Annotated in this window: 23 protein-coding genes; 12 read left to right on the top strand and 11 right to left on the bottom strand. The window is 57.3% G+C overall.

Translation table 11 applies throughout. The annotated features are described in order from the left end of the window. Window positions 1–6 precede the first annotated feature (6 nt). The 4 genes from GOX61_RS20730 (at window position 7) to rarD (ending at window position 5,516) form a co-directional block, all read left to right on the top strand. Window positions 7–900, top strand: a complete 894-nt coding sequence (locus GOX61_RS20730; RefSeq protein ID WP_170336796.1) for a homocysteine S-methyltransferase family protein — start codon at window positions 7–9, stop codon at window positions 898–900. A 10-nt stretch (window positions 901–910) separates the two neighbouring features. After that, a complete protein-coding gene (locus GOX61_RS20725; RefSeq protein ID WP_170336794.1) occupies window positions 911–1,894 on the top strand; it encodes a GlxA family transcriptional regulator in 984 nt (327 codons plus the stop codon). 87 nt (window positions 1,895–1,981) lie between these two features. Continuing rightward, window positions 1,982–4,435, top strand: coding sequence for a GcvT family protein (locus GOX61_RS20720; RefSeq protein WP_170336793.1), 2,454 nt, complete (start codon window positions 1,982–1,984; stop codon window positions 4,433–4,435). Between the two features lie 178 nt (window positions 4,436–4,613). After that, window positions 4,614–5,516, top strand: coding sequence for an EamA family transporter RarD (gene rarD / locus GOX61_RS20715; protein WP_170336791.1), 903 nt, complete (start codon window positions 4,614–4,616; stop codon window positions 5,514–5,516). On the opposite strand, the gene GOX61_RS20710 is transcribed toward rarD, so the two are convergent. Continuing rightward, entirely contained in the window at window positions 5,507–6,220 is a 714-nt protein-coding gene (locus GOX61_RS20710; RefSeq protein WP_170336789.1) for an SGNH/GDSL hydrolase family protein, read from the bottom strand. The two genes, rarD and GOX61_RS20710, sit on opposite strands and share 10 nt — an antisense overlap. A gap of 2 nt (window positions 6,221–6,222) precedes the next feature. Further along, window positions 6,223–6,633, bottom strand: coding sequence for a nuclear transport factor 2 family protein (locus GOX61_RS20705; protein ID WP_170336787.1), 411 nt, complete (start codon window positions 6,631–6,633; stop codon window positions 6,223–6,225). 96 nt (window positions 6,634–6,729) lie between these two features. On the opposite strand from GOX61_RS20705, the gene GOX61_RS20700 reads away from it, so the two are divergent. Further along, window positions 6,730–7,377, top strand: a complete 648-nt coding sequence (locus tag GOX61_RS20700; protein ID WP_170336785.1) for an RluA family pseudouridine synthase — start codon at window positions 6,730–6,732, stop codon at window positions 7,375–7,377. A 6-nt stretch (window positions 7,378–7,383) separates the two neighbouring features. Here the strand turns inward: GOX61_RS20700 and GOX61_RS20695 are convergent, their stop codons facing one another. After that, window positions 7,384–7,575: a hypothetical protein gene (locus tag GOX61_RS20695; protein WP_155145754.1), complete on the bottom strand. Its 192-nt coding sequence runs from the start codon at window positions 7,573–7,575 to the stop codon at window positions 7,384–7,386. Between the two features lie 104 nt (window positions 7,576–7,679). Between GOX61_RS20695 and GOX61_RS20690 the strand changes: the two genes are divergently transcribed. From GOX61_RS20690 to GOX61_RS20675, 4 genes are all read left to right on the top strand, one after another. Next, complete coding sequence (locus GOX61_RS20690) at window positions 7,680–8,372, top strand: helix-turn-helix transcriptional regulator (RefSeq protein ID WP_170336783.1); 693 nt, start codon at window positions 7,680–7,682, stop codon at window positions 8,370–8,372. Between the two features lie 117 nt (window positions 8,373–8,489). Further along, window positions 8,490–9,161, top strand: coding sequence for an OmpA family protein (locus GOX61_RS20685; protein ID WP_155145750.1), 672 nt, complete (start codon window positions 8,490–8,492; stop codon window positions 9,159–9,161). A 134-nt stretch (window positions 9,162–9,295) separates the two neighbouring features. Then, on the top strand, window positions 9,296–9,838 hold the full coding sequence (locus GOX61_RS20680; RefSeq protein ID WP_170336781.1) for an NADPH-dependent FMN reductase: 543 nt from the start codon (window positions 9,296–9,298) through the stop codon (window positions 9,836–9,838). 49 nt (window positions 9,839–9,887) lie between these two features. Beyond that, window positions 9,888–10,703, top strand: a complete 816-nt coding sequence (locus GOX61_RS20675; protein ID WP_170336779.1) for an FAS1-like dehydratase domain-containing protein — start codon at window positions 9,888–9,890, stop codon at window positions 10,701–10,703. On the opposite strand, the gene GOX61_RS20670 is transcribed toward GOX61_RS20675, so the two are convergent. Then, window positions 10,695–11,729, bottom strand: coding sequence for an NAD(P)/FAD-dependent oxidoreductase (locus GOX61_RS20670; protein WP_170336777.1), 1,035 nt, complete (start codon window positions 11,727–11,729; stop codon window positions 10,695–10,697). The two genes, GOX61_RS20675 and GOX61_RS20670, sit on opposite strands and share 9 nt — an antisense overlap. 55 nt (window positions 11,730–11,784) lie before the next feature. Here GOX61_RS20670 and mnmD point away from each other — a divergent pair, with 55 nt between their 5' ends. Both mnmD and GOX61_RS20660 read left to right on the top strand, forming a co-directional pair. Further along, window positions 11,785–12,450: a tRNA (5-methylaminomethyl-2-thiouridine)(34)-methyltransferase MnmD gene (gene mnmD / locus GOX61_RS20665; protein ID WP_170336775.1), complete on the top strand. Its 666-nt coding sequence runs from the start codon at window positions 11,785–11,787 to the stop codon at window positions 12,448–12,450. Beyond that, the gene (locus tag GOX61_RS20660) at window positions 12,447–13,316 is read left to right on the top strand and encodes a DMT family transporter (protein ID WP_155145741.1); all 870 of its coding nucleotides are present in this window, start codon (window positions 12,447–12,449) and stop codon (window positions 13,314–13,316) included. Before mnmD ends, GOX61_RS20660 begins: the two co-directional genes overlap by 4 nt. Here the strand turns inward: GOX61_RS20660 and GOX61_RS20655 are convergent. After that, a complete protein-coding gene (locus GOX61_RS20655) occupies window positions 13,290–15,263 on the bottom strand; it encodes a lytic transglycosylase domain-containing protein (RefSeq protein ID WP_170336773.1) in 1,974 nt (657 codons plus the stop codon). The two genes, GOX61_RS20660 and GOX61_RS20655, sit on opposite strands and share 27 nt — an antisense overlap. 133 nt (window positions 15,264–15,396) lie before the next feature. Here GOX61_RS20655 and dapA point away from each other — a divergent pair, with 133 nt between their 5' ends. Next, entirely contained in the window at window positions 15,397–16,269 is an 873-nt protein-coding gene (gene dapA, locus GOX61_RS20650) for a 4-hydroxy-tetrahydrodipicolinate synthase (protein ID WP_170336967.1), read from the top strand. 23 nt (window positions 16,270–16,292) lie between these two features. On the opposite strand, the gene GOX61_RS20645 is transcribed toward dapA, so the two are convergent. The 6 genes from GOX61_RS20645 to pta all read right to left on the bottom strand — a co-directional run bounded on the left by GOX61_RS20645 (window position 16,293) and on the right by pta (window position 23,313). Continuing rightward, window positions 16,293–17,189 carry a sigma-70 family RNA polymerase sigma factor gene (locus GOX61_RS20645; RefSeq protein ID WP_367646992.1) on the bottom strand — a complete coding sequence of 299 codons (897 nt, stop codon included), beginning with the start codon at window positions 17,187–17,189 and terminating at the stop codon, window positions 16,293–16,295. Next, window positions 17,186–17,647 carry a carboxymuconolactone decarboxylase family protein gene (locus tag GOX61_RS20640; RefSeq protein ID WP_170336771.1) on the bottom strand — a complete coding sequence of 154 codons (462 nt, stop codon included), beginning with the start codon at window positions 17,645–17,647 and terminating at the stop codon, window positions 17,186–17,188. The genes GOX61_RS20645 and GOX61_RS20640 overlap by 4 nt, the downstream gene beginning before the upstream one ends. A 104-nt stretch (window positions 17,648–17,751) precedes the next feature. Then, window positions 17,752–18,639, bottom strand: coding sequence for a dimethyl sulfoxide reductase anchor subunit family protein (locus GOX61_RS20635; protein WP_170336769.1), 888 nt, complete (start codon window positions 18,637–18,639; stop codon window positions 17,752–17,754). Continuing rightward, the gene (locus GOX61_RS20630) at window positions 18,639–19,403 is read right to left on the bottom strand and encodes a 4Fe-4S dicluster domain-containing protein (RefSeq protein ID WP_170336767.1); all 765 of its coding nucleotides are present in this window, start codon (window positions 19,401–19,403) and stop codon (window positions 18,639–18,641) included. Before GOX61_RS20630 ends, GOX61_RS20635 begins: the two co-directional genes overlap by 1 nt. Further along, window positions 19,400–22,213, bottom strand: a complete 2,814-nt coding sequence (locus tag GOX61_RS20625) for a molybdopterin oxidoreductase family protein (RefSeq protein WP_170336765.1) — start codon at window positions 22,211–22,213, stop codon at window positions 19,400–19,402. Before GOX61_RS20625 ends, GOX61_RS20630 begins: the two co-directional genes overlap by 4 nt. 77 nt (window positions 22,214–22,290) lie before the next feature. Then, window positions 22,291–23,313 (bottom strand): phosphate acetyltransferase, encoded by a 1,023-nt coding sequence (gene pta, locus GOX61_RS20620; RefSeq protein ID WP_170336763.1) that lies wholly within the window; start codon window positions 23,311–23,313, stop codon window positions 22,291–22,293. Window positions 23,314–23,372: the final 59 nt, after the last annotated feature.

The raw sequence follows: 23,372 nt of genomic DNA, 5'->3' as shown, positions 1-23,372 counted from the left end.
TGATCCATGGCTGACATAACTCTGCTCGACGGTTCGATCGGTCAGGAGCTGGTAAAGCGCAGCGGTGACAGAGCGACACCGCTTTGGTCGACGCGTGTCATGATTGATTACCCCGATTTGGTCGGTGATGTTCATGCTGAATACTTCCGGCGGGGTGCGACCATAGCCACGACCAACACCTATGCAGTGCATCGGTCCCGCCTCGTACGCGTTGGAATGGAAGATCAGATGGATTCTCTGATCGACACGGCAGTTTCGCAAGCCGAAAAGGCGCGTGAGGGGGCTGAAGGCCGCATCGCCGGATCACTCGGTCCGTTGCTTGCCTCATATCGCCCGGATCTGAAACCGGATCCGGACGAAGCCGCGGAAAGGTACTCGGAAATCGTTCGTAAGATGGCGGATCGTGTCGATCTGTTTCTCATCGAAACCGTGTCGTCACTGCAAGAGGCGGAAGGTGCGCTGCGAGGAACTCAGGGCTGTGGCAAGCCTGTCTGGCTGGCGTTGACCGTTATGGATGAAGACGGCACCCACCTGCGTTCAGGTGAGGCACTAGCTGATATCATTCCGGTGATTGAGCGTTTTGATGTCGAGGCCGTTCTGATCAACTGCTCCCGACCCGAGGCGATTCCGGCTGCGCTGGATATAGTATCGGAAGCGGGTCGCCCGTTTGGTGCCTACGCAAATGGGTTCACGCGTATCTCCGAGGGGTTTCTGAAAGACGCGCCAACTGTCGATGCGCTTGAGCAACGCAAAGATCTCGGACCGGAAGCCTATGCAGAACACGCGATGACGTGGATTGCCCAAGGCGCAACGATTGTGGGTGGATGCTGCGAAGTTGGCCCAGACCACATCGAAACACTAGCCCAAAACCTGCGCAATGCCGGGCATCGAATCGTTTGAGGAGAGGATGATGGCTGCCAATAAAAGGCCGGATGAATCGCCAAACAAGACGAAGCAGAAACACTTCGATATTCTGGTGGCGCCTGGATATGTGCTGCTGGAATTGGCCTCTTTGGTCGAGGTCATACGTCTTGCTAACCGCGTTTGCCCACATCCACCTTTTACTTATACCTATCGTTCGATCAGGGGCGGGCCGATTGAAAGCAGCAGTGCTGCAATGATTTCGACCAAAGGCGTATCTGCACAGCCGGAAGCGGATTATCTGTTCGTGATTGGCAATTCTGATCCGGATCAGCCGGATCTGTCGCTTGGGCGAATTGTATCGGATTATACCTATCGCGGCGCGCAGGTGTTTCTGCTGGCCGAGGCGGCCAGTCGCTACATCAAAGAGCAAGGGACAGCTGATCTGGCAACCCATTGGGAAAACGCATCATTCCTGCGGGAACGCGGAGCTCAGTTTGAAGCCAAGCTGTCAATCGCAACCGAACAGGGTGGGGTCGTCACCTGTGCAGGGATGGAGGCCACGACGGATATTGCTTTGGCCGTGATCGGGCGTCACATTTCCGGACCGGCCAAGATGACGGTTGCCGACATTATGTTGCATGAGAATATTCGCGACTTTTCGTCAATGCAGCCATTTTCGGGTGCCAAAAACACCGCAACCGGAGACGCCAAGCTGGATCAGTGTATCAAGCTTATGCAGGCAAACATTGAAGAGCCTTTGCCGATCAACCGGATCGTTGAGGAACTGCATCTTTCAAACAGGTCACTTGAGCGAAAGTTCAAATCGTTTTTCGGGACAACTCCCAACGGGTTCTATCGTGAAATGCGTCTGGCCAAGGCCAACAATCTGCTTCTGAACACGACCATGAGTGTTCGCGAGATCGGACTCGCCTGCGGCTTTCCCAACGGATTCTCTTCTGTCTACAAGAGTTACTTTGGCATTACGCCATTTGTTCTACGGCGAGAAAAGCGGCAAGCCTCACATCGGTGATTATTACGGATGCTCTGACGTTTTTGATGGGTTTTCTGTCGGCAATTCGTGTCAGTCAGAATTCAGCTAAAATTCGGAGTCTTCACCATGGTTGATCTTCCTACCAAAGCCCGTGTGGTCATTGTTGGCGGCGGTGTGATCGGATGTTCTGTTGCCTATCACCTGACGAAAAAGGGCTGGACTGATGTCGTCCTGTTGGAACGCAAGCAGCTGACGTCCGGTACGACCTGGCACGCAGCGGGTCTGATCGCCCAGTTGCGGGCAACAGCGAACATGACCAAGCTGGCAAAGTATAGCCAGGAGCTCTACGGCTCGCTTGAAGAAGAGACCGGCGTCGCAACCGGCTTCAAGCGCAACGGCTCAATCACTGTGGCACTGACCGAAGAGCGCAAGGAAGAGATTTACCGTCAGGCAGCTATGGCTCGCGCCTTTGGTGTCGAAGTTGAAGAGATTTCCAACGAGCGTGTGCAGGAATTGTATCCCCATCTGAACCTCGAAGGGGTCAAGGGCGCTGTTCATCTGCCGCTCGACGGTCAGGGCGACCCGGCCAATATTGCGCTGGCTCTGGCCAAAGGTGCGCGTCAGCGTGGCGGTATCGTGAAGGAACGCGTGAAGGTCACCGATATCGTCAAAGACGGGCGCAATGTAACCGGCGTCGACTGGGTTGCCGATGACGGCAGCGCCTCGGGTCACATCGAATGCGATATGGTTGTGAACTGTGCCGGCATGTGGGGGCATGAAGTTGGTCGCATGGCTGGTGTTAACGTACCGCTACACGCCTGCGAGCATTTCTACATCGTGACCGAAAACATCGATGGACTGTCCCAACTGCCGGTTCTGCGGGTTCCAGACGAATGCGCCTATTACAAGGAAGACGCCGGGAAAATTCTGCTGGGCGCATTTGAGCCCAACGCCAAGCCTTGGGCCATGGACGGTATCCCGGATACGTTCGAGTTCGACCAGTTGCCCGAAGACTTCGATCACTTTGAACCGATCCTCGAAGCGGCCTGTAACCGGATGCCGATGCTGGCCGAAGCGGGCATTCATACCTTCTTCAACGGTCCTGAATCCTTCACGCCGGATGATGCGTATCACTTGGGTCTGGCACCTGAGATGGATAATGTCTGGATCGCGGCAGGCTTCAACTCGATCGGGATTCAATCTGCTGGTGGTGCGGGTATGGCACTGGCTGAGTGGATGGATACCGGAGAGAAACCTTTTGATCTGGGCGATGTAGACATTAGCCGGATGCAACCGTTCCAGGGCAACAAACAATACCTGTTTGAGCGTTCGAAAGAAACGCTGGGCCTGCTTTATGCCGATCACTATCCCTATCGTCAAAAGGCCACGGCACGTGGTGTGCGCCGTACTCCTTTCCATCATCACCTGAAAGAACAGGGTGCCGTATTTGGTGAGCTTGCAGGTTGGGAACGTGCCAACTGGTTTGCGAATGAAGGGCAGGAGCGGGAGTACCAGTACAGCTGGAAGCGTCAGAACTGGTTCGAGAACTCGGCCGCTGAACACAAAGCCGTGCGCGAAAACGTTGGCATGTACGACATGTCTTCGTTCGGTAAGATCCGGGTCGAAGGCCCGGATGCCGAAGCATTCATGAACTACGTAGGCGGCGGCGATTACTCGGTGCCGAACGGCAAGATCGTTTACACCCAGTTCCTCAACCGGACCGGTGGGATCGAAGCTGACGTTACTGTAACGCGTCTGACTGAAACGTCGTATCTGGTGGTTACCCCAGCAGCGACTCGTCTGGCGGATCAGACCTGGATGCAGCGTCACGCGGGCAACTTCAACGTGGTCATCACAGATGTGACAGCGGGTGAAGGTGTTCTGGCGGTGATGGGCCCCAACGCACGCACTCTGCTCGAGAAGGTTTCGCCGAACGATTTTACCAACGCGACCAATCCCTTTGGCACTGCACAGGAAATCGAGATCGGCATGGGCCTGGCACGCGCACACCGTGTTACCTACGTTGGTGAGCTTGGTTGGGAAATCTATGTCTCCTCCGACATGGCTGGTCACGTGTTTGAAACCCTGCACGAAGCGGGGCAGGACGTGGGCCTGAAACTGTGCGGCATGCACATGATGGACAGCGCTCGGATCGAAAAGGGCTTCCGCCACTTTGGCCACGACATCACCTGCGAAGATCACGTTGTTGATGCGGGGCTGGGTTTTGCGGTCAAGGTGGACAAAGGCAGCGACTTCATCGGCCGAGAGGCAGTGATCGCGCGCAAGGAAAGCGGCCCGAAAAACCGTCTGGTCCAGTTCAAGCTGACCGAAGCCGAACCGCTGCTGTTCCACAACGAGCCGATCATCCGTGACGGTGAATACGTCGGCTATCTCAGCTCGGGCAATTATGGTCATACGCTGGGTGGCGCCATCGGTCTGGGTTATGTGCCTTGCGAAGGCGAAAAAGCGGCCGACGTGCTGGCGTCGACATATGAGATCGACGTTTGCGGTGTGAAAGTGAAGGCCGAGGCTTCGCTAAAGCCGATGTACGATCCAAAATCCGAACGCGTGAAGGTCTGATCCCTCACGGTGAGTAGTTGAGCGGGGCGCTTCATGCGCCCCGTTTTTCGTTTGTGGTTCGCAGACTGCCAGTGACTGCAACTTATCAATTTTCTTGATACCCTACCTCACAGTTTTCGCAGTTCCCTTACCCGCTCGACGTGCCGTAAAGACAAACGGTATCATGCGGAGACAAACCATGACTGAACCTGTGAAACCAGAGAATGTCGACACCCCTAAGGGTTTGGCGCTGGCCATTACGGCCTACCTTCTTTGGGGGTTCCTTCCGCTCTACATGAAGGCGATGGCGCACATCTCTCCGGTCGAGGTCGTGGCGCACCGGATCATCTGGTCGATCCCCATTGCAGGGCTATTGCTGATTGCGCTGGGACGTACCCGCGATCTGAAGGCGGCTTTGCGCAATCCAAAAATGCTTGGAATGGCCTGTCTGACTGCAGCCCTGATCTCGGTCAACTGGGCGATTTATGTTTGGGCAATCGCCAGCGGCAATGCGTTGGATGCGGCGCTGGGCTACTACATCAACCCTCTGTTCAGCATCGCACTGGGCGCGATCCTTCTGCGTGAGCCGCTGAACCGAACGCAATTGGCAGCTGTGGCACTGGCTGCGCTGGGTGTCCTTGTTCTGGTGCTTGAGGCAGGAAAACTCCCCTGGGCCGCATTGGGTCTTATGGTCAGTTGGGGTTTCTACGCTTTCTTCAAGAGGTCGCTTCCGATCGGTCCCAATCAGGGTTTTCTGCTCGAAGTGCTGATCCTGCTGATCCCGGCGCTCGCCTATGTCACGTGGTTGGGTGCACAAGGCACCGGGCATTTCGGCGCCGCAACAACTGATACACTTTTGCTGGCCGGTGCGGGCGTGGTGACTGCAGTCCCGTTGTTGATCTATGCGAATGGGGCCAAGCTGGTGCGCCTGTCGACAATGGGCATCCTGCAATACATTGCACCAACCATGATCTTCATCACCGCGATCACACTGTTCGGAGAACACATTGACCGGGGCCGCATGATTGCGTTTCCTATGATTTGGGCAGCACTGGTAATCTATTCTATTCCGATGGTGCGGCAGATGCGGGCTCAGCCTTGATCACGGATGATCTGCGCCACTTCCTCTGCCCAGATCGCATAAGCCTTGGGGCTTGGATGATATCCATCCGGTGCGGCCAGTGCCGGGTCATCGGGTAAATCCAGCGAAAGGTGACGGGCTTGCGTAAAAGACGCCGCAACCTGCTGCAACCCGTGGTCAAGCCGACCTGCCTGTCTACCTAGTACCCAGGCCAATGGTTGCGGCAAGGCTGGAAACCGGTGCATCTGAGGAACGCCGGTAAGCACTATGCGACGGATTCCCAGGGTTTCCGTCAGCAGCTTCAGCAACCGGGTTTGCCTGTGCACGAACTGCGCTTTGGTAACCGCGCGGGTGACATCATTCACACCCAACGCGGTTACAGCGACATCGTAACGACCTTCGATGTTTTGCAACCGTTCAATGGTGTCACGGGTGGTATGGCCGGTGGTAGCCTCCAGCCGCCACTCGACGGTGTAGTGTTTGCCCAGTTGCCGCACCAGTTGTCCGGACAAAGCCTGCTTTTGGGTTCCGGCACCGACACCTGCGGCAGAGCTGTCCCCGGCGATCAGCAATCGCAGCCGTGGCCCTCGCCCTTCGCGCCCTTCGCGTGGGCCTGTTGGTTCCGGGAGCAATTGCGCATTGCGCCGAACGGACAGGCCCTGCGCTGCCAACAGCGGCAACAAGGGAACACGTAGGATCTGATCAGCGGCGATAGGGCCGGGCATTGTCAGGACAAAGCTTCGCGATATTCAAGGAAACGGGCATCGGTCATAACCCGGGCATTCATAGCATCCCGCAACGCGCCGATGGTTTTGTAGGGGCGCATTACCACCTCGAACTCCTGGATCAGTCCATCCTCGTTGAGTGTGATCAGATCGACGCCAATGGCATCCAGCTCTCCGACCTTGCACTGAAACTCCAGCGCCCAATCGTTGCCCTGCCCCATGATCCGGCGATAGCGAAAGTCCGAGAACACCTTTCCCACATGGCCGAGCACAGCTGCCACCGGCGCACGACCGGTCCATGTTTTATAGTAGGTTGGCGGCATAAAACGTACATCTTCGGCCAGCAGCTCGTGGATCAGGTTTTCGTCTCCTTTGGCGACAACCTCCTGCATTCGCTCAATAGTCGGGTGCATGAATTCTCCTCTCCGTTGAGGTCAGATTCGCCTAAGCCAGGGATCTGGGCAAGGACGACGTTGCGAGAGGTTGCGCGCTGCGCTAGGCAGGCGCGCATGAGCGAGACCTATAATCCCCCGACAACCCCGTTGGACGTGCTGCATGAAGATGCGCAGTTGATCGTGGTGAACAAACCCTCTGGCCTGTTGTCTGTGCCGGGGCGGGGAGAGCATCTGGCCGATTGCCTGCTAACCCGCGTTCAGGCTGCGTTTCCGCAGGCGTTGCTGGTGCATCGTTTGGATCGGGATACATCTGGTGTAATGGTTTTTGCGCAATCACCCCATGCGCAACGCCATCTGAGCCTACAGTTTGAAAAACGTCAGACCCGCAAGACCTATGTCGCGCGGGTCTGGGGCAGTGTCGAGCCCAAGACAGGGACGGTTGATTTGCCGCTGATTGTCGACTGGCCAAATCGTCCTTTGCAGATGGTGTGTCACGAAACCGGAAAGCCCGCGGTGACCGACTGGCGCGTGGTAAAGCATGAGGGCGATACCACGCGCATTCGCCTGTTTCCCAAAACCGGCCGATCACATCAGTTGCGCGTTCATATGCAGGCGCTAGGGCATCCGATACTGGGGGACCCATTCTATTCTGATGGCCCGGCTCGGGATTTCGAACGGCTAATGCTGCATTCCGAAGAACTGCGATTGAAGCATCCCGAAGATGGCATGTCGATGAAGTTCAGGGCAGCAGCAGATTTCTGAGCATCGCTAGGCTGTGCTGCTCCACAACATTTTCAGATTTCCCAGCGAGAATCGTTTGGTGCGTTTTTTGGGGCTAGCGAACCGTGGCTGCCGATCAGCCATAATCTCGCGCTCAATCTCATAGGCGCGCAGTGTATGATCCTGCGCCCAGCGGCCCAGTTGCAAGGTCATCATGACGTGATTGTCCCGGCTTGGCATATCCAATCTCCTTTCTTGTGTTTGACCAAGCTTCGCCCATCACTCCTGACACCACCTTGTCAGGGGGGTGTGCTAAAGTGTCAGCAGACCGCTAGGAGTGAGACATGCGCCGTTCGACCCGTTTGTTCGAGATCATTCAGATTCTGCGCGCAGCTGATGCGCCGGTGACGGCTGAGGCCTTGGCGGACAAGCTCGAAGTGTCGGTGCGCACGGTCTATCGCGATATTGCTGCGCTGCAATCCCAGCGTACGCCGATAGAAGGCGAAGCTGGTGTGGGATATCTGATGCGGCGAGGCTATGATCTGCCGCCACTGAATTTCGACGCGGAAGAGGTCGAGGCGCTGTGGGTGGGATTGTCGATGCTGGCCCGAACGGGTGACAGTACCCTACAGCAGGCAGCAGACCGCGTGTGTCGCAAGATCGAAGCGCTGCGTGATCCGGCCGACTGGCTACAGGTTGCGCCTTGGGGGGCGCCGCTTGATGATCCGGAAAAGGGATGCGTGCCCGTAGTAAACTATCGCGAAGCCATCCGGGCCGAGCAGAAGATTCGCATCACCTATGTAAATGCCAAGGATGAGCGCACAGAGAGGATCGTGCGACCTGTCGCGCTGATCTACCATATCGAATGCACCATGCTGGCTGCTTGGTGCGAGATGAGGAACGGATTTCGCCATTTTCGCACTGACCGGATCTGGTCCTGCGACCTGATCGACGATCACTTTTGCGGACAGGGGCAGCATCTGCGTGCCATCTGGCAGGAGCAAAACCAATGGGAGACCTATGCTGCCGCAGAGTAGACGGCAGGTATTTGCCGATCTCACTGCATTGTTGCTTGAGCCCGCTTATGACTGCCATGCTATACTGCGCCAAAGAGGCAAACCCGGCTAACGGGTAGTGGAGCAGAAGGTGATTCCATGACGATTTCCAAGTTTGTTCTGTCGGCAGGACTGTGTTCGGCCCTTGTTCTGGGCGCATGTACTGACCCGGGTACCCTGACTGTGCAGAACGATCCGAACCAGAACGCAAAACAGGGTGCTCTGCTGGGCGGCCTGATCGGTGCTGGCGTCGGCGCCATTGCAAATGATTCAAACCCTGGATTGGGTGCTTTGGCAGGCGCTGCGGTAGGGGCGGCCGGTGGTGGCCTGATCGGCAATCAACTGGACCGGCAGGCGGCTGAATTGCGCCAGCAATTGGCCAATGATGGCATCACAATCGTAAATGCGGGCGACCGGTTGATCGTGACAGTGCCAAACGACATTACATTTGATACGGACAGTTCAACCGTGCGTCCGGCGCTGCGGTCGGACCTGGTCCGGGTCGGTCAGAATCTGGTCAACTACCCCAACTCTAACGTCCAGATTATCGGCCACACGGACAGCGATGGTGAAGCCGCCTATAACCTGCGTTTGTCAGAACGGCGCGCAAATGCGGTGGCGGACATTCTTCAGGCAAATGGTGTCAGCTACAGCCGCATCACGACAGTCGGGCAAGGTGAGAATAACCCGATCGCTTCGAACCTGACGGCAGAAGGCAAAGCTCAGAACCGTCGGGTTGAAATCGTAGTTGTGCCCAGCGGCAACACGTAATCCCTACGCAGTCGCTATGATCAAAGGGGGCCTGCCAGGCCCCTTTTTTGCACAGTGACTGCGCGTCAATTGGGCTGCAGTGCGGTAATGACTTGGCTAAACTACCGGAAATTTGACTGACGGAGTTCCCCATAATGTCTGAACCAATCCTTCTGGCCCTGTCCGGCTCGCTGCGCCAAAGCGCAACCAACCGCAAACTTGTGCGCGAAGCAGCACGGCTGTTTGAGCCCGGAACCTACATCGAGGCTGATCTGGACTTGCCTTTGTATGATGGTGATCTGGAAGATGGCGAGGGGATCCCGAAAAAGGTTCAGGTGCTGGCTGATCAGATTGCGCAGGCCCACGCTGTGGTCATCTCAACCCCGGAATATAACAAAGGCCCTTCTGGTGTGTTGAAGAACGCGCTGGACTGGGTGAGCCGGACGGATGGGCGGCCGTGGGCGGACAAGCCCGTTGCCGTCATGTCCGCTGCCGCAGGTCGGGCAGGTGGTGAACGTGCCCAGATGATCCTGCGTGCCTATATGGTTCCGTTCCAACCCCGAATTCTGCAGGGTCCTGAGATTCATATTGCCGACAGTTCGAATGAGTTTGATGAACAGGGCAAGCTGACAAATGAGCGATATGAGAAATCGCTTCACTCCCTGATGAAAAAGCTTCGTGCCGAAGTGGGATTCTGACCATACCTTGCCGCTTGTTCCGCCATCTGACGGGGCCTAAGCTGCCGGTATGACGAACAAAACACCGACCGAAACGCAAAGCGATGTAATGGATCCTGCCCGGGCTGCCGCTTTTCAGGTGGCGCTGGGGCAGGCGGCTTCGATCGCACACGGGTCGCCGCTTCCGCCGTTTTTCCACCAGCTCTACTTCTGGTCCCCTCAACCGCCTTCCGGATTGGGAAGGGATGGGCACCCGAAGGTTGGTGGGGCCGGATTGATCCCGGACATGGGATTGCCACGCCGCATGTGGGCCGGCGGGCGATTGCAGTTCCAATCCCCCCTGAAGGCGGGGGTCGAGGCAGAGCGACGGTCGGAGCTGGAGAGCGCAAGCTCTAAAACCGGAAGAACCGGCCCGCTGGGTTTTGTCACGCTCAGGCATGAAATCTGGCAGGAGGGTACTTTGCGTCTGACCGAGTTGCAGGACCTCGTCTATCGTGAAGATCCTGTCCCTGACGCAACAAAGCCGACCCCGCCCACGGCCCGGGCCGATGAAACGGATAGCCGCGATATCAGCTTCGATTCCACATTGTTGTTTCGCTATTCGGCACTGACGTTCAACGGTCACCGTATCCACTATGATCTGGACTATGCCCGCGATGTCGAAGGGTATGCCGGGCTGGTGGTTCACGGTCCGCTATTGGCCCAACATCTGATGCTGCTTGCGACCGAAGTTATGGGACCCTTGGCCGAGTTTTCATTCAGAGCGTCGTCACCGCTTATGCATTTTGAAACCGCTCTGTTCTGTCGCAATGGGCAAGACCTTTGGGTACGCGGCCCGGATGGTCGTCAGTGCATGCAAGCGGTGGCAGTACCGCGATCAGAGTGAGGCGTCAGGTCTGAAATCCTCGGGGATCGTATCGCGGTCCTCCAGAATCAGATCTGCCATCACCTCTGCGACTTTCGGGGCCATGCCAAACCCGATCTTGAAACCACCATTTGCAATGAATTGCCCCGAATAAAGGGGGTGCTGACCCAGCATTGGTGCCCGGCTCTTGCTGCGCGGTCTGACACCAGCCCAGCGTTCTATAACTTCGGCGCCGTGCAACACCGGGACTGCGCGCATCGCTCGCTCGATCACGTCATCCAATGCATCGTCCGTACCAGTGGGGTCATTATAATCGCGTTCCGATGTGGAGCCGATTGCCAGAGTTCCATCGGCGTGGGGGACGATATGGATCGCATCCGCGAATAGCTGAGGTACCTCGCCCGCATCAAACCGCAGCAAAGCCGCCTGTCCTTTGACCCCGTTCCCAACGGTTTTACCAAGGGCTTCGCTAAGCTCCTGCAGCCCGGCGACTCCGGTCGCGTGAATGATGCGCCCCTTGTCCTGCGCTTCTGTCACAACTTCAACTCCCATCACCGCGAGAGCGGCGACCAGAGCGGCACATGCGCGGCGCGGATGCATGCGTGCTGTCAGAGTGTCGTGAATGACGTAACCGGTCGGGGTTGGAGGGCACCATGCACCTTCCGCAGCCGCTTCGACCACACGCCATTCCGCTTTACCGTGCCAAAGCTCTTGCGCCGTGACATGACGTTGTTGTGCAAGTTCCAGACTGCGCTGATCCGGGATCGGTTGAATGCGGCCCAGACGAGCGTAGCCGGGCGACACACCTCCGGTCGCTTCGACCTGCTTCCAGAATGGTTCGGCCATGATCAGGCTTTCAAACTGAAACGCCTTTTTGGCATTCCAGTTTTCAGGAACATGTGGGGCCAATGCACCGACCAACCCCCCGCTTGATCCCGCGCCGGGGCCGAAGGGGTCAACAATCTGTACCCTTGCGCCGCGACGGGCGCAGGTCCAGGCGATGGACAGGCCGAAAATTCCTGCACCGCGAACCGTCACATCGACCATTGCCAATCCCTTTTTCCTTCTTCAGTGTCGCGTCGCTTAGCTACAGGAATACCCGATGGCAAACCAGCGCGCCAAATTGACTTGGACGGAGGACCAGATTCCCGTCTCGGACCGTTTCGACGACCCCTATTACTCGCTTCAGAACGGGCTGGAGGAAACACGCCATGTCTTTCTGGCGGGGAATGATTTGCCAGCGCGTTTTGTACCCGGATTCCGGATTGCCGAGCTGGGATTTGGCACTGGCCTCAATATGCTTACGGTCTGGTCCGAGTGGGAGAGATCGGGGCAAACCACTCCTTTGTCTTTCACCAGCTTTGAAGCTTTCCCAATGGCGTTAGAAGACATGGATCGCGCGCTGCAAGCTTTTCCCGAGTTGTCGCCTTGGAGCGAGAGATTCCTGGCAGCCTGGAATGGTAAAACATGCGATCTGGATACGCTGCATCTGGAGGTCATCGAAGGCGATGCACGCCAGACTTTGTCCTGCTGGACGGGCAGTGCAAATGCCTGGTTTCTTGATGGATTTTCTCCCGCGAAGAATCCCGAATTGTGGGAAGCAGATCTGATGCAGCAGGTTGCGGATCACACAGCGACGGGTGGAACGGCTGCGACCTATACCGCTGCTGGCTTTGTCCGCAGGGGACTTGAAGAGGCTGGCTTTGCCGTTACGCGATGTTCCGGATATGGCCGCAAGCGGCACATGACGCAGGCAGTCAAAGCATGACACAGCAGAACAACAGCCGCGCAGGTATCGCTCTGATGATCGCGGCAACCATCGTCTTCGCACTACAGGACGGCGTTTCACGTCATCTGGCAGGCACCTACAATACTTATATGGTCGTGATGATCCGGTACTGGTTCTTTGCCGCCTTTGTTATAGCGCTTGCAGCGCGTGCGCCGGGTGGTCTGAAGGCCGCCACACAGACAAGCCAACCAGGTCTGCAGATTCTGCGTGGTGTGTTGCTGGCGGGTGAAATCTGTGTTGCTGTTTATGGTTTCACTGTCCTTGGTCTGATCGACAGTATGGCCGTTTTCATTTGCTACCCACTGTTGGTTGCGGCGCTTAGCGGACCGGTGCTGGGCGAAAAGGTTGGTTGGCGCCGGTGGGCGGCTATCGGGGTAGGATGCATCGGTGTGCTTATCATCCTCGAACCGGGTGTTGGGGTGTTCAACCCCTGGGCAATCATACCGCTGATTTCGGCCCTGATGTTTGCAATTTATGGACTACTGACCCGATATGTCGCCCGGCGTGACAGCTCAGCCACCAGCTTTTTCTGGACAGGTATTGTCGGTGCGGTCGCGATGACTGCGGTGGGCATGTGGTTCTGGGAACCGATGGCCCGCCCGGACTGGCTGTGGATGGCGTTGCTTTGCGTCAGTGGTGTGTTGGGTCACTGGTTGCTGATCAAATGCTATGAGATGGCCGAGGCCAGCGCAGTTCAGCCCTTTGCTTATTTCCATCTGGTTTGGAGCGCCATTCTGGGCATCTCGATCTTTGGCGAAACGCTGCGACCTGCAGTCGTAATTGGCGCTGCATTGGTGGTCGCAGCCGGGTTGTTCACCCTATGGCGCGAAAGACGACAAGGTTGAGCCGTTCAGTTCTTCTGTAAACGGAACGGGCAAGGCAGGTTGACCCAGTCGTGCCCGATAAACTGGTAGGCTTTCGGCGACCCGCATCACGTAGTTCCGGGTCTCGTTGAAGGGGATCGTTTCGATCCAATCCACCACGTCAATCTCTCCGGCGCGGGGATCGCCATAGCGCTCCATCCATGAGATGGGTCGCCTTGGTCCTGCATTATAACCTGCAGCCATCATGACGATGTTGCCGTTGAAATCCTCGGCCAACCCAGCCAGATAGTTTGCCCCCAGTTTGGCGTTGTACTGCCAGTCAGTGGTCAGTCGACCGGTCTGATGGCCGCTGAGGATACCCAGATCCTTTGCGACCAGTTTCGCAGTGGCTGGCATGACCTGCATCAGTCCACGGGCGCCGGCCCCGCTGATGACTACCGGATCGAATTCGCTTTCGCGACGGGCAATGGCCAGCGTCATCTCTTTGGCCATCGGCAGGCCCATATCAGCCACCGGATGCACCGGGTAATAGGCTGCAGGCAGGACAACACCGGTTTTAGCGGCGCGTTTGGCGATCATTACGGCGAGGTGGGGCTCTTTCAGCTCAAGCGCGAGATCCCCAAGCTGATTGGCCTGAACCTGATCAAGTTCTTCGACCAGATGTGTCAGAAAGCGTTCGGACAGGTTTGGCTCCCCGGCCGCATGCAGTAGCAACCCGGCTTCCAACACGCTGGATTTCGTGAACTCCGCTTGTTTCCAATGAGGCGCGCGGCGCGGGTTCGCCAATTCGCTGTCGAATGGGCGACCGATCTGCTCGGCTGCAAGCAGACCATAGAATGAGGTCTGATAGTCAGCTCCGACCGCATAGGCCTCATAGGCTTTCTCGGCGTCACCTTGCGCGGCATAGGCGCGACCCAGCCAATACCCGCCACGGCCTTTGGAGATCGGTGATGCGACAGCGTCCGAGAAATTCTGGAAATGCCGCACAGCTGTCGCCGGATCATCCAACTTGCGGAGAGCAAGGAATCCCGCCAGCCACTCCAGATCGGCATAACCATAGCCCATTTCAGGCGTCATGTGATGGTTTGCAGCGATGGCATAAGCGCGGTTTGCGTCCCCGTTGCGCATTTCCAGCCGGGCCAGCCGGCGTCGCCCTTCGGCCCACTTATCCGGTTCGCCCAACGACTTTGGGCTGGTCGAGCGTTCCAGCATCAGATCGATTGCGCTGTCATCCAGTTCTTTCCGATCCCGCCAAACGAAACGGTCGAATGCCAAGCCCGGCGATGATGTGAGCGATTTTGGTATAGCCGAAATCTTGCTGTCTACACCTGGCGCACGTTCCTGCAGCGCAATGCGCGCTTCGGCCAGTTTGCGTTGATCGGAACTTACAAGCGGCAGCATCCGTTTGGCGCTGACCAGATGACCATCCCATAATAGACGATCCAAGCGCGCCTCGTGATGTGGTTTCAGCAACTTGCCGAAGTTTTCCAGATAGTCACCCTGCAGTCCCGACCCCATGGGCATCGTGCGCCACGCAGCCACGATATCTGCCTCAGCATCACCCTGACGCCCCTTGGCCATCAAGGCCACGGCATAGTTCAGGGCGCCCTCGGCAGATTGCGGGGGAGTGTCCGAATAGAACTTTAAGACCCGATCCGGGTCAGCACCGGTGAAGGAGGGTTCGCTCTTGCGGCGGAGCCACGCCAGACCGGGCCAGTCAGGACGGCGGTCAAGAAACACAAGCACGTCGCCCGAACTGCCAAAACCCTCGCGCAGCCAATGCCAGACAATGATGTCGCGCGAGACGGAGCCACGCGCACCAGCCACCCGCAGTGCTTCGTTCCAATCGCCTTTCCGCATTTGATACAGCGCGGCGCGTAAATCCGCAGCCGCATCGGCGCGGGCAGCCTGAACCTGCAACACCGAAGCCAGAATCACGGCGATCATAAGTGACAGAATGCGTGTCATCCCTTGCATTTCCCAACCAACCAAGGATACAGCCATGCAGGATAAACCTTGCGCCACCGGGATCAACTCACAAACTCAAAATCGTGACGGACCGGGACGCAAAATCTGCAAACTGCACGCTAAGGAGCGCTCCATGTTCAAAGGCTCGATGCCAGCTCTCGTCACCCCGTTCCGCAACGGCGAGTTGGACCTGGATACGCTCAAACAATTGGTGGAATGGCAGATTCAGGAAGGTTCGACCGGACTTGTGCCTGTTGGGACAACCGGTGAAAGCCCCACACTGAGCCACGAAGAACACGAGGTCGTGGTCGAAGAGGTTGTGAAAGCGGCGGCAGGGCGCGTGCCAGTCATTGCAGGTGCTGGATCCAACAATACCGTCGAAGCAATCCGCTTTGTGCGATTCGCTCAAAAGGTTGGTGCGGCGGCGGCTCTGGTTGTGACCCCCTACTATAACAAGCCGACCCAGAAGGGACTGATCACGCATTTCCGTGCACTGCACGACTGCGCGGATATTCCGATCATCATCTACAATATCCCGGGTCGTTCTGTCATCGACATGACACCTGCCACGATGGGTGAGCTGGCTCAGCTGCCGCGCATTGTCGGCGTCAAGGATGCCACCGGTGATCTGGCGCGTGTCAGCCAGCAACGTGCCAGCTGTGGCACGGATTTCTGCCAGCTGTCTGGCGAAGACGCGACGGCGCTGGGCTTCAATGCGCATGGGGGTGTGGGTTGTATCTCGGTCACTGCCAATGTTGCGCCCAAGCTTTGCGCTGAATTCCAGCAGGCAACGCTGAATGGCGACTATGCGAAAGCGCTGGAGTATCAGGATCGTCTGATGCCTCTGCATGAGGCTATCTTTATCGAACCCGGTCTCGTGGGTGCCAAATACGCCCTCAGCAAGCTGGACCGTTGCAGTGAAGAGGTTCGTTCGCCGCTGACCACACTTGAGGACAGCACAAAATCGGCCATCGACAAGGCCATGGCGCACGCCGGACTGGTGTAGATTCAGCTGTCAGGGTCTGCTGGCTAAAGCAGGCCCTGTTTATCCAGCAGATCTTCCAGATGCTGAGTTTTGTCCGGATTGCGGACCATGTAGATCTCCGCAATCTGCCCATCCTCGATCTTCAGTGATGTTGCCTGCAATGAGCCTCCGGGCTCGCGGTTGATGATTGCGGGCAAACCATTCAACCAACAAAATGCCCATCGGAATGAACGTGGTGCTGACGGCTTTCGTGCCAGCCCGGAAAAGAAACGAGTGACTTTGTCTCGTCCATAGATCGGGTTCAGAGTTGCGATGATCTTTCCACCACCGTCCGAGTGCAATTGAACATCGCGCGCCAGAAGAGCAGTCAGGTGCTTTGTATCTCCACTTTTTGCAGCGCTGAAAAACGCTTTGGCCAGTTCCTCACCATGCTCACGTTCAACCCGAACCCGTGGCTTGACCTGTTCGACATGTTTGCGCGCACGGCTGACGAGTTGACGACAACTGCTCTGACTGCGTTTGAGCGTTTCTGAAAGCTCTTCATAAGAGTGCTCGAAAACGTCATGAAGAAGGAAGGCCGCGCGTTCGAGCGGTGACAAACGTTCCAATGCCATCAAGAGCGCGACCGAAACATCGCGATCCAGCCGCTCTGTCGAATCGTCAGTGATCAGAGGTTCCGGCAACCACTCACCGGGATAGGTCTCACGTACTGTTCGTGCTGCGCGCAGCTGGTCGAGACAAAGGCGCGTTACGATCCGGATCAAGTAACCCGTTTTATCTCGTACCTGATCGAACTCGACCCGCTGCCAGCGCAGATAGGCGTCCTGTACGATGTCCTCAGCGTCGCTGACTGATCCGAGCATGCGATATGCAACCGCGAAAAGTCGCGGTTGCATATCGACAAAAGCCTGTTCTTTAGGCTGTGGACCCGTCTGTGTCACGCTGCTGTGGCCTTAGTGGTGTCGGGGTGAGGAACTGCAAATCCGATCGCCAGACGATTCCATGCATTGATGGTGGTGACCACCAAAGTCAGTGCGACCTGCTCGTGTTCCGAAAAATACTTCGCCATCGTCTCATACACATCGTCCGGAGCCCGATTGGTTTCAACGCGGGTCAGGGCTTCGGCCCATGCAAGAGCGGCGCGTTCACGTTCTGAATAAAGCGAAGACTCATGCCAGGCGTTCAGAAGGTGCAGGCGATCTTCGCTCTCACCATTGGTTCGGGCGTCGTGCGTGTGCATGTGAATGCAATAGGCGCAGCCATTGATCTGTGAAACCCTGAGTTTGACGAGTTCATTCAGACTATGCTCCAACCCTGAGGCACGCAGGCGCTCCTCCATGTCGAGCATTGGTTGCAGCAGTTCAGGTGCGACGGCAAAATGATTGATCCGGGGGGACATCGAATTCTCCTGTTTTGATTTGAACAAAAACAGGACGGGCGGGCCACCGGGTTTGTGACATGGTTGGTAAAAAAAGAGCCTCGTTACCGAGGCTCTTAATCAGATTATCGTTTACCGTAGTACAACCCGACCACATGTTCGGCTTGAGCAAAGAACAGCCAGCGCGAGACCACAACCCCGGTCAGATGTGACAGTACGGCAAGCAGCGCAAAAACATGCTTGATCGCGACCCCCGCGACCGGTGTCAGGATCAGCAGTAAGGGCAGGACAAACGCAAGAACGAATGAAATCACACGCAGCTTCTGAGCGTGTTTGCGGCCCACGACATGGACGAATTCACGCAGCAGATAGTTGGTTCCGGTATGCGGTGGTTCGAACGCCCGAACGGTGCCACGATCCCCAAGACCAGTTGCTGTGCCCAGATTGGTGCCGGAGCTTGCCAAGGCTTGATCACCCTTGGCCCAGTATGCCAGCTGAATTGCGCCCGCTATTGCAAGCAGCCAGGGGGCAAGTGTTTCAGCCCCTGATAACAGCGCACCGCCCGCCAGGCTAAAGGACAGAAACATGGCTGGTGTAAGATTCATGTTCCAGCGTGGGATGGTCTTGAGCTGAGTGTAGATCATTGAGGTGGTGAAGACGGTAGCAAGGCTGAGTATCGCACCGACCCAGCCCAGCAATGTCCAGTGGCTTTGCAGGAACACTGCTCCAAGCGCATAGAGACCCATAATGATAAGCGCGGCAACTGCGCAGACGCCCTCGCGGCTGAGCCAGCTGGATTTCCATTGGCTGAAGGCTTTCCATGCGCGTTCCGGATGGCCCAGATGAAATGTCGACGCCAGAAGACCGCCCACCGCCAGCGCATAGGCGATGGCGTAGAATACGAAGGCGACAAAGCCAGTGACCGGCGGTTGGCCGAGGCCCAGGAAAAACAAGAGCCCAAAGCCCAGACCCGAAAAGGTCGTGAAGATGATGACTGAAGGTGCGGGATGCATCAGTTCGCTCCTCCGGGAATTTTGTCGAGCGCTTTGTCCAGCCAGCCCAGGAACCCTTTGGACTCCTCAGCGACCGGGGCCAGCAGCGGTGCCAGGATGTCGATTTGTTCTTCGACCTGATCCTTGGGGCGCGGCGGCAGGTATTTGTTGACCGGCTTGGTGCCCATTTCGGGCATAAGATCCATGCCTCCACGGTCTGCGACCAGTTTGCTGACATCGCTGTCCGGGTCACCAAGATCGCCAAAATGTCGCGCTCCGGCGGGGCAGGTGCGAACGCATGACGGGACACGATCTACTTCGGGCAGGTTTTCGTTATAGATCCGGTCAACGCAGAGGGTGCACTTTTTCATCACGCCTTCGGCCTGATCCAGTTCACGTGCACCGTAAGGGCAGGACCACGCGCACAGGCCGCAGCCGATGCAATCGCTTTCGTTCACCAGCACGATACCGTCCTCGACCCGCTTGTAGCTGGCCCCTGTGGGACAAACGGTGACACAGGGCGCGTCTTCGCAATGCAGGCAGGATTTGGGAAAGTGGATGAGCTGGGCATGACCCTGCTCGGGCTGCACTTCGTAGGAATGCACTCGGTTCAGGAAGGTCCCTGATGGGTTGGCGCCATAAGCGTCCTGATCTGACAGGGGTGCGCCGTAATTTTCGGTGTTCCAGCCTTTGCACGAAATCACGCAGGCGTGGCAGCCGACGCAGGTGTCTAGATCGATGACCAGACCCATCTTGCGTTCAGTGGATTGGGGGAGTTGGGTCATTTGCCTACCTTCCACGCCAAGTCTTTGGGGCCGGTGCCAACCGGCGATTTAATTGGATCGAACTCGGGTTGGCTTTCTGCATCCGAAGGTGGCGCAGCTTTTTCGATTTTCACTTTGAGGTCGAACCACGCAGCCTGACCGGTGATCGGGTCAGAGTTAGCCCATCGCAAACCGTCACCCTTAGGCGGCAGAAGCTCGTGGATCAGGTGGTTCAGCAGGAAGCCCTTGGTCGCCTCGGGTGCGTCCTCTTGCAGCGCCCACGCGCCTTTGCGCTTGCCGATGGCGTTCCAGGTCCAGACGGTGTTTTCGTTCAGTGCCGCCATTTCCATGACCGGAACCGTGATCTCACCATGCGGAGACGTCACTTTTGCCCAGTCGCCATCCTGCAGCCCATGCTCGCGCATCAGTTTTGTCGGAACATAGAGAGGGTTGCGTCCGTGCAGCTGACGCAGCCACGCGTTTTGGGTACCCCAGCTGTGGTACATGGCCATAGGGCGCTGGGTCAGGGCGTTGACGGTGAAGCCTTCGTTGCCGTGCTGGTCGGTTTCATACCAGATCGGCATCGGGTCCAGCGTTTCCTTGATCCGCGCGCGCAGATGGTCCGGCGGTTGACGCTCACCATGGCCTTCGGCGGCCAATTGGAATTTGCGCATCGGTTCGGAATACAGCTGGAACAGGTAAGGCTGCGGGCTGTCATAGATACCCATGCCAACGGCCCAGTCCTGATAGGCCGTGTTCCACGGTTTGTAGTAATCCGCACCTTCGGGAATATGCGCCACGTAAAAGCCACCGTTCTCAATGTAACGGTTCAGCTGGTCTGGATTGACCTCGCCACGACCTTCCTTGTCGCCATTTTCACCACGGAAGCCGGCGAGGGGACCGATGCCGGGCTTACGTTCGTGATTGACGATATAGTCCGCATAATCGACCCATTTGGCGCTGCCATCCTCTTTGGTAAAGCCTGGCAATTCCAACCGGTTGGCCAGATCGATGAGCACCGATTGGAAGCCGCGCACGTCTCGGTCGGGTTCTATCACGGGCCAGCGGATGGCGTCTGCTGCTGCCTCGGCCTCACAGATCGGGCGGTCAAGCAGCGAGATACAGTCGTGGCGCTCCAGATAAGTGGTGTCCGGCAGGATCAGGTCAGCATAAGCCACCATTTCCGAGGAGTAGGCGTCGGAATAGATGATGTGCGGGATTACATAATCGCCGTTCTCATCCTTGTCCGTCAGCATCTCCATGACACCTTTGGTGTTCATGGTCGAGTTCCAGGACATATTGGCCATGTACATGAACAGCGTGTCGATCTTGTAGGGGTCGCCCGCATGCGCGTTCGAGATCACCATATGCATCAGCCCGTGGCTGGACATCGGGTTTTCCCAGGTGAATGCCTTGTCGATCCGCGCGGGGCTGCCATCTTCTTTCAGCGCCAGGTGCTCGGGGCCCTGAACAAAGCCCAGATGCGGGCCATCCAGCGGCGAGTTTGGCGTCACCTTGCAGTGCGGTGTCGGGTGTGCCTCGACCGGCTTGGGGTAGGGCGGTTTGAAGCGGAAGCCGCCGGGAACCTCGACAGTGCCGAGGATGATCTGCAGAACATGCAGCGCGCGGCAGGTCTGAAAACCGTTGGCATGGGCCGATACGCCGCGCATCGAGTGCATGGCGACGGGGCGGCCGATCATCTTGGTGTGTTTCTCACCACGGAAATCGGTCCATTCGTGATCCAGTTCAAACGCCTCGTCAAAGGCGACGCGGGCCAGTTCGCCGGCGATTGCGCGGATGCGGGTGGCGGGAATGCCGCACTGTTCGGCCACCTTTTCGGGGGCGTATTCGTCGCTGAGATAGCGCTCGGCCATCAGGTGGAAGACCGGACGGTGGGTGACGCCATCCTTTTCATAGGTGGCCGACAGGTCCGGGCGGACGCCGGGCTTGTCGAAGGCGGTCAACTCGCCTGTGTTGCGGTCGACGACCAGCGGTTTGCCATCCGCATCGCGCAGGAACAGACCTTTGGTCGGGCCTTCGGCCGCGTCGATCAGAACCGGAGCATTGGTGTAACGGCTGAGGTAGTCGAGATCGATCTTACCCGCTTTCATCAGCACATGGATCATCGACAAGATGAAAAGGCCATCGGTGCCGGGAGTGATCCCGACCCAGTCGTCGGCAACAGCGTTATAGCCAGACCGGATCGGGTTGACACCGATCACACGCGCGCCGCGCGCCTTGATCTTGCCGATGCCCATCTTGATTGGGTTCGAGTCGTGGTCCTCGGCTACTCCAAACAACATGAATAGCTTGGTGTGATCCCAGTCGGGTTGACCGAATTCCCAGAACGCGCCGCCCATCGTGTAGATACCACCAGCGGCCATGTTCACGGAACAGAACCCGCCATGGGCTGCATAGTTACAGGTGCCGAAGTTCTGCGCCCAGAAACTGGTGAAGCTTTGGCTCTGGTCGCGGCCAGTAAAAAACGCAAGCTTTTCGGGATTGTCCTCGCGGATTGGCTTTAGCCAACCAACCGCGATTTCAAGCGCCTCATCCCAGCTGATCTCTTCGAATTCGCCGGAACCGCGCGGCCCCACCCGCTTTAGCGGTGCGCGTAGCCGCGATGGGGCGTTGACCTGCATGATGCCAGCCGAGCCTTTGGCACATAACACACCCTTGTTTACAGGGTGATCGCGGTTGCCTTCGATATAGGCAACCTTGCCGTCTTTCATGTGCACATTGATGCCGCAGCGGCAGGCACACATGTAGCAAGTGGTTCGCCGGATTTCGTCTGAAACCTTTGGCGATGTGTCGATGATTGGCTGGTTCATTTGGGTCCCTGTGGCTATTGAACCGATCTTTCCATACCCGGTGGAAAAATCGGAACATTATTTTGCTTCGCCCGAGTTTAGGAAACATCCTTTCGGGTTTGGGAGGTTTGCGCCTGGACTGCGGTCACCGCCACCATGTGCAGGACATCTTCGGCCGAGCAACCGCGCGAGAGGTCATTTGCAGGTTTCGCTAATCCTTGCAGGACTGGTCCGATCGCCTCGGCGCCGCCGATACGTTGCGCAATCTTGTAGCCAAGGTTGCCAGCGTCGAGATTTGGAAAAACAAAGACATTTGCTTGGCCCTGCAACGGAGAAGCTGCCGCTTTCTTGGCCGCTACTTCCGGAACAAAGGCTGCGTCAAACTGCAGTTCACCATCGATCAGCAGATCCGGGTCCGCAGCCTTGGCAATCTGTGTTGCCTCGACGACCTTTGACACTTTTGGATGTTTGGCACTGCCTGTGGTCGAGAATGACAGCATCGCCACGCGTGGCGTTTCATTCGTCAATGCGTGGTAGGATGCTGCCGAGGCACGGGCGATTGCCGCCAGCTCTTCTTCGTTCGGATCAACAACCAGACCGCAATCCGCAAAGATATGAGCGCCCCTTACGGAATGATGATCGCGGCAATAAAGCATCAGGAAGAAGCTCGAAACCATGGCGGCATCAGGTGCTTTGCCAATGATTTGCAAGGCTGCACGGACGGTGTCCGATGTTGTTTCTACCGCGCCGCCGACAGTTCCATCGGCCAGCCCCTTGTGAACCAGCATCGCGGCATAGTTCAGGCGTTTCGTGATCTGCTCTCGGGCCTGCTCGGGCGTCATGCCCTTATGCTTGCGCAGTTCATGCAGTTCCGCGGCGAAGGACTCGGTCAGAGAAGAGCTGTTGGGGTCGTGAATTTCGATCCCATCAACATCCGAACCGCCTTGCTTTGCCAGTTCAGCTTTGACCTTGGCCTGCTCACCAATAAGGATAATTCGGGCGACCCCTTCAGAGCGGGCCTTCAGGGCGCCTTCGACGACTCTTGGATCATCGCCCTCAGCGAGGGCGATGATCTTGTCGGAGCTGGTTGCAGCTCCGAGTATTGTGCGTAGAGGTTTCACCCAGTTACGCCTCTTGCGGTGTCATGTCGTTTGCGTCGATGCCAGCGACTGCTACGGGT

The sequence above is a fragment of the Ruegeria arenilitoris genome (assembly GCF_013030265.1).
Lineage (GTDB): Bacteria > Pseudomonadota > Alphaproteobacteria > Rhodobacterales > Rhodobacteraceae > Ruegeria > Ruegeria arenilitoris_E.
This window is presented reverse-complemented; position numbering and strand designations above follow the sequence as displayed.

Bases quoted from the DNA above. Each gene is read 5' to 3' on its own strand.
- GOX61_RS20640 (WP_170336771.1), bottom strand. From the start codon at position 17,647: ATGTCCCCCCGGATCAATCATTTTGCCGTCGCACCTGAACTGCTGCAA.
- GOX61_RS20690 (WP_170336783.1), top strand. From the start codon at position 7,680: ATGCGCCGTTCGACCCGTTTGTTCGAGATCATTCAGATTCTGCGCGCA.
- GOX61_RS20630 (WP_170336767.1), bottom strand. From the start codon at position 19,403: ATGACCCAACTCCCCCAATCCACTGAACGCAAGATGGGTCTGGTCATC.
- GOX61_RS20655 (WP_170336773.1), bottom strand. From the start codon at position 15,263: ATGACACGCATTCTGTCACTTATGATCGCCGTGATTCTGGCTTCGGTG.
- GOX61_RS20680 (WP_170336781.1), top strand. From the start codon at position 9,296: ATGTCTGAACCAATCCTTCTGGCCCTGTCCGGCTCGCTGCGCCAAAGC.
- GOX61_RS20635 (WP_170336769.1), bottom strand. From the start codon at position 18,639: ATGCATCCCGCACCTTCAGTCATCATCTTCACGACCTTTTCGGGTCTG.
- GOX61_RS20685 (WP_155145750.1), top strand. From the start codon at position 8,490: ATGACGATTTCCAAGTTTGTTCTGTCGGCAGGACTGTGTTCGGCCCTT.
- GOX61_RS20710 (WP_170336789.1), bottom strand. From the start codon at position 6,220: ATGCCCGGCCCTATCGCCGCTGATCAGATCCTACGTGTTCCCTTGTTG.
- GOX61_RS20730 (WP_170336796.1), top strand. From the start codon at position 7: ATGGCTGACATAACTCTGCTCGACGGTTCGATCGGTCAGGAGCTGGTA.
- dapA (WP_170336967.1), top strand. From the start codon at position 15,397: ATGTTCAAAGGCTCGATGCCAGCTCTCGTCACCCCGTTCCGCAACGGC.
- GOX61_RS20725 (WP_170336794.1), top strand. From the start codon at position 911: ATGGCTGCCAATAAAAGGCCGGATGAATCGCCAAACAAGACGAAGCAG.
- mnmD (WP_170336775.1), top strand. From the start codon at position 11,785: ATGGCAAACCAGCGCGCCAAATTGACTTGGACGGAGGACCAGATTCCC.
- rarD (WP_170336791.1), top strand. From the start codon at position 4,614: ATGACTGAACCTGTGAAACCAGAGAATGTCGACACCCCTAAGGGTTTG.
- GOX61_RS20675 (WP_170336779.1), top strand. From the start codon at position 9,888: ATGACGAACAAAACACCGACCGAAACGCAAAGCGATGTAATGGATCCT.
- GOX61_RS20695 (WP_155145754.1), bottom strand. From the start codon at position 7,575: ATGCCAAGCCGGGACAATCACGTCATGATGACCTTGCAACTGGGCCGC.
- GOX61_RS20660 (WP_155145741.1), top strand. From the start codon at position 12,447: ATGACACAGCAGAACAACAGCCGCGCAGGTATCGCTCTGATGATCGCG.
- GOX61_RS20705 (WP_170336787.1), bottom strand. From the start codon at position 6,633: ATGCACCCGACTATTGAGCGAATGCAGGAGGTTGTCGCCAAAGGAGAC.
- GOX61_RS20625 (WP_170336765.1), bottom strand. From the start codon at position 22,213: ATGAACCAGCCAATCATCGACACATCGCCAAAGGTTTCAGACGAAATC.
- GOX61_RS20670 (WP_170336777.1), bottom strand. From the start codon at position 11,729: ATGGTCGATGTGACGGTTCGCGGTGCAGGAATTTTCGGCCTGTCCATC.
- GOX61_RS20700 (WP_170336785.1), top strand. From the start codon at position 6,730: ATGAGCGAGACCTATAATCCCCCGACAACCCCGTTGGACGTGCTGCAT.
- GOX61_RS20720 (WP_170336793.1), top strand. From the start codon at position 1,982: ATGGTTGATCTTCCTACCAAAGCCCGTGTGGTCATTGTTGGCGGCGGT.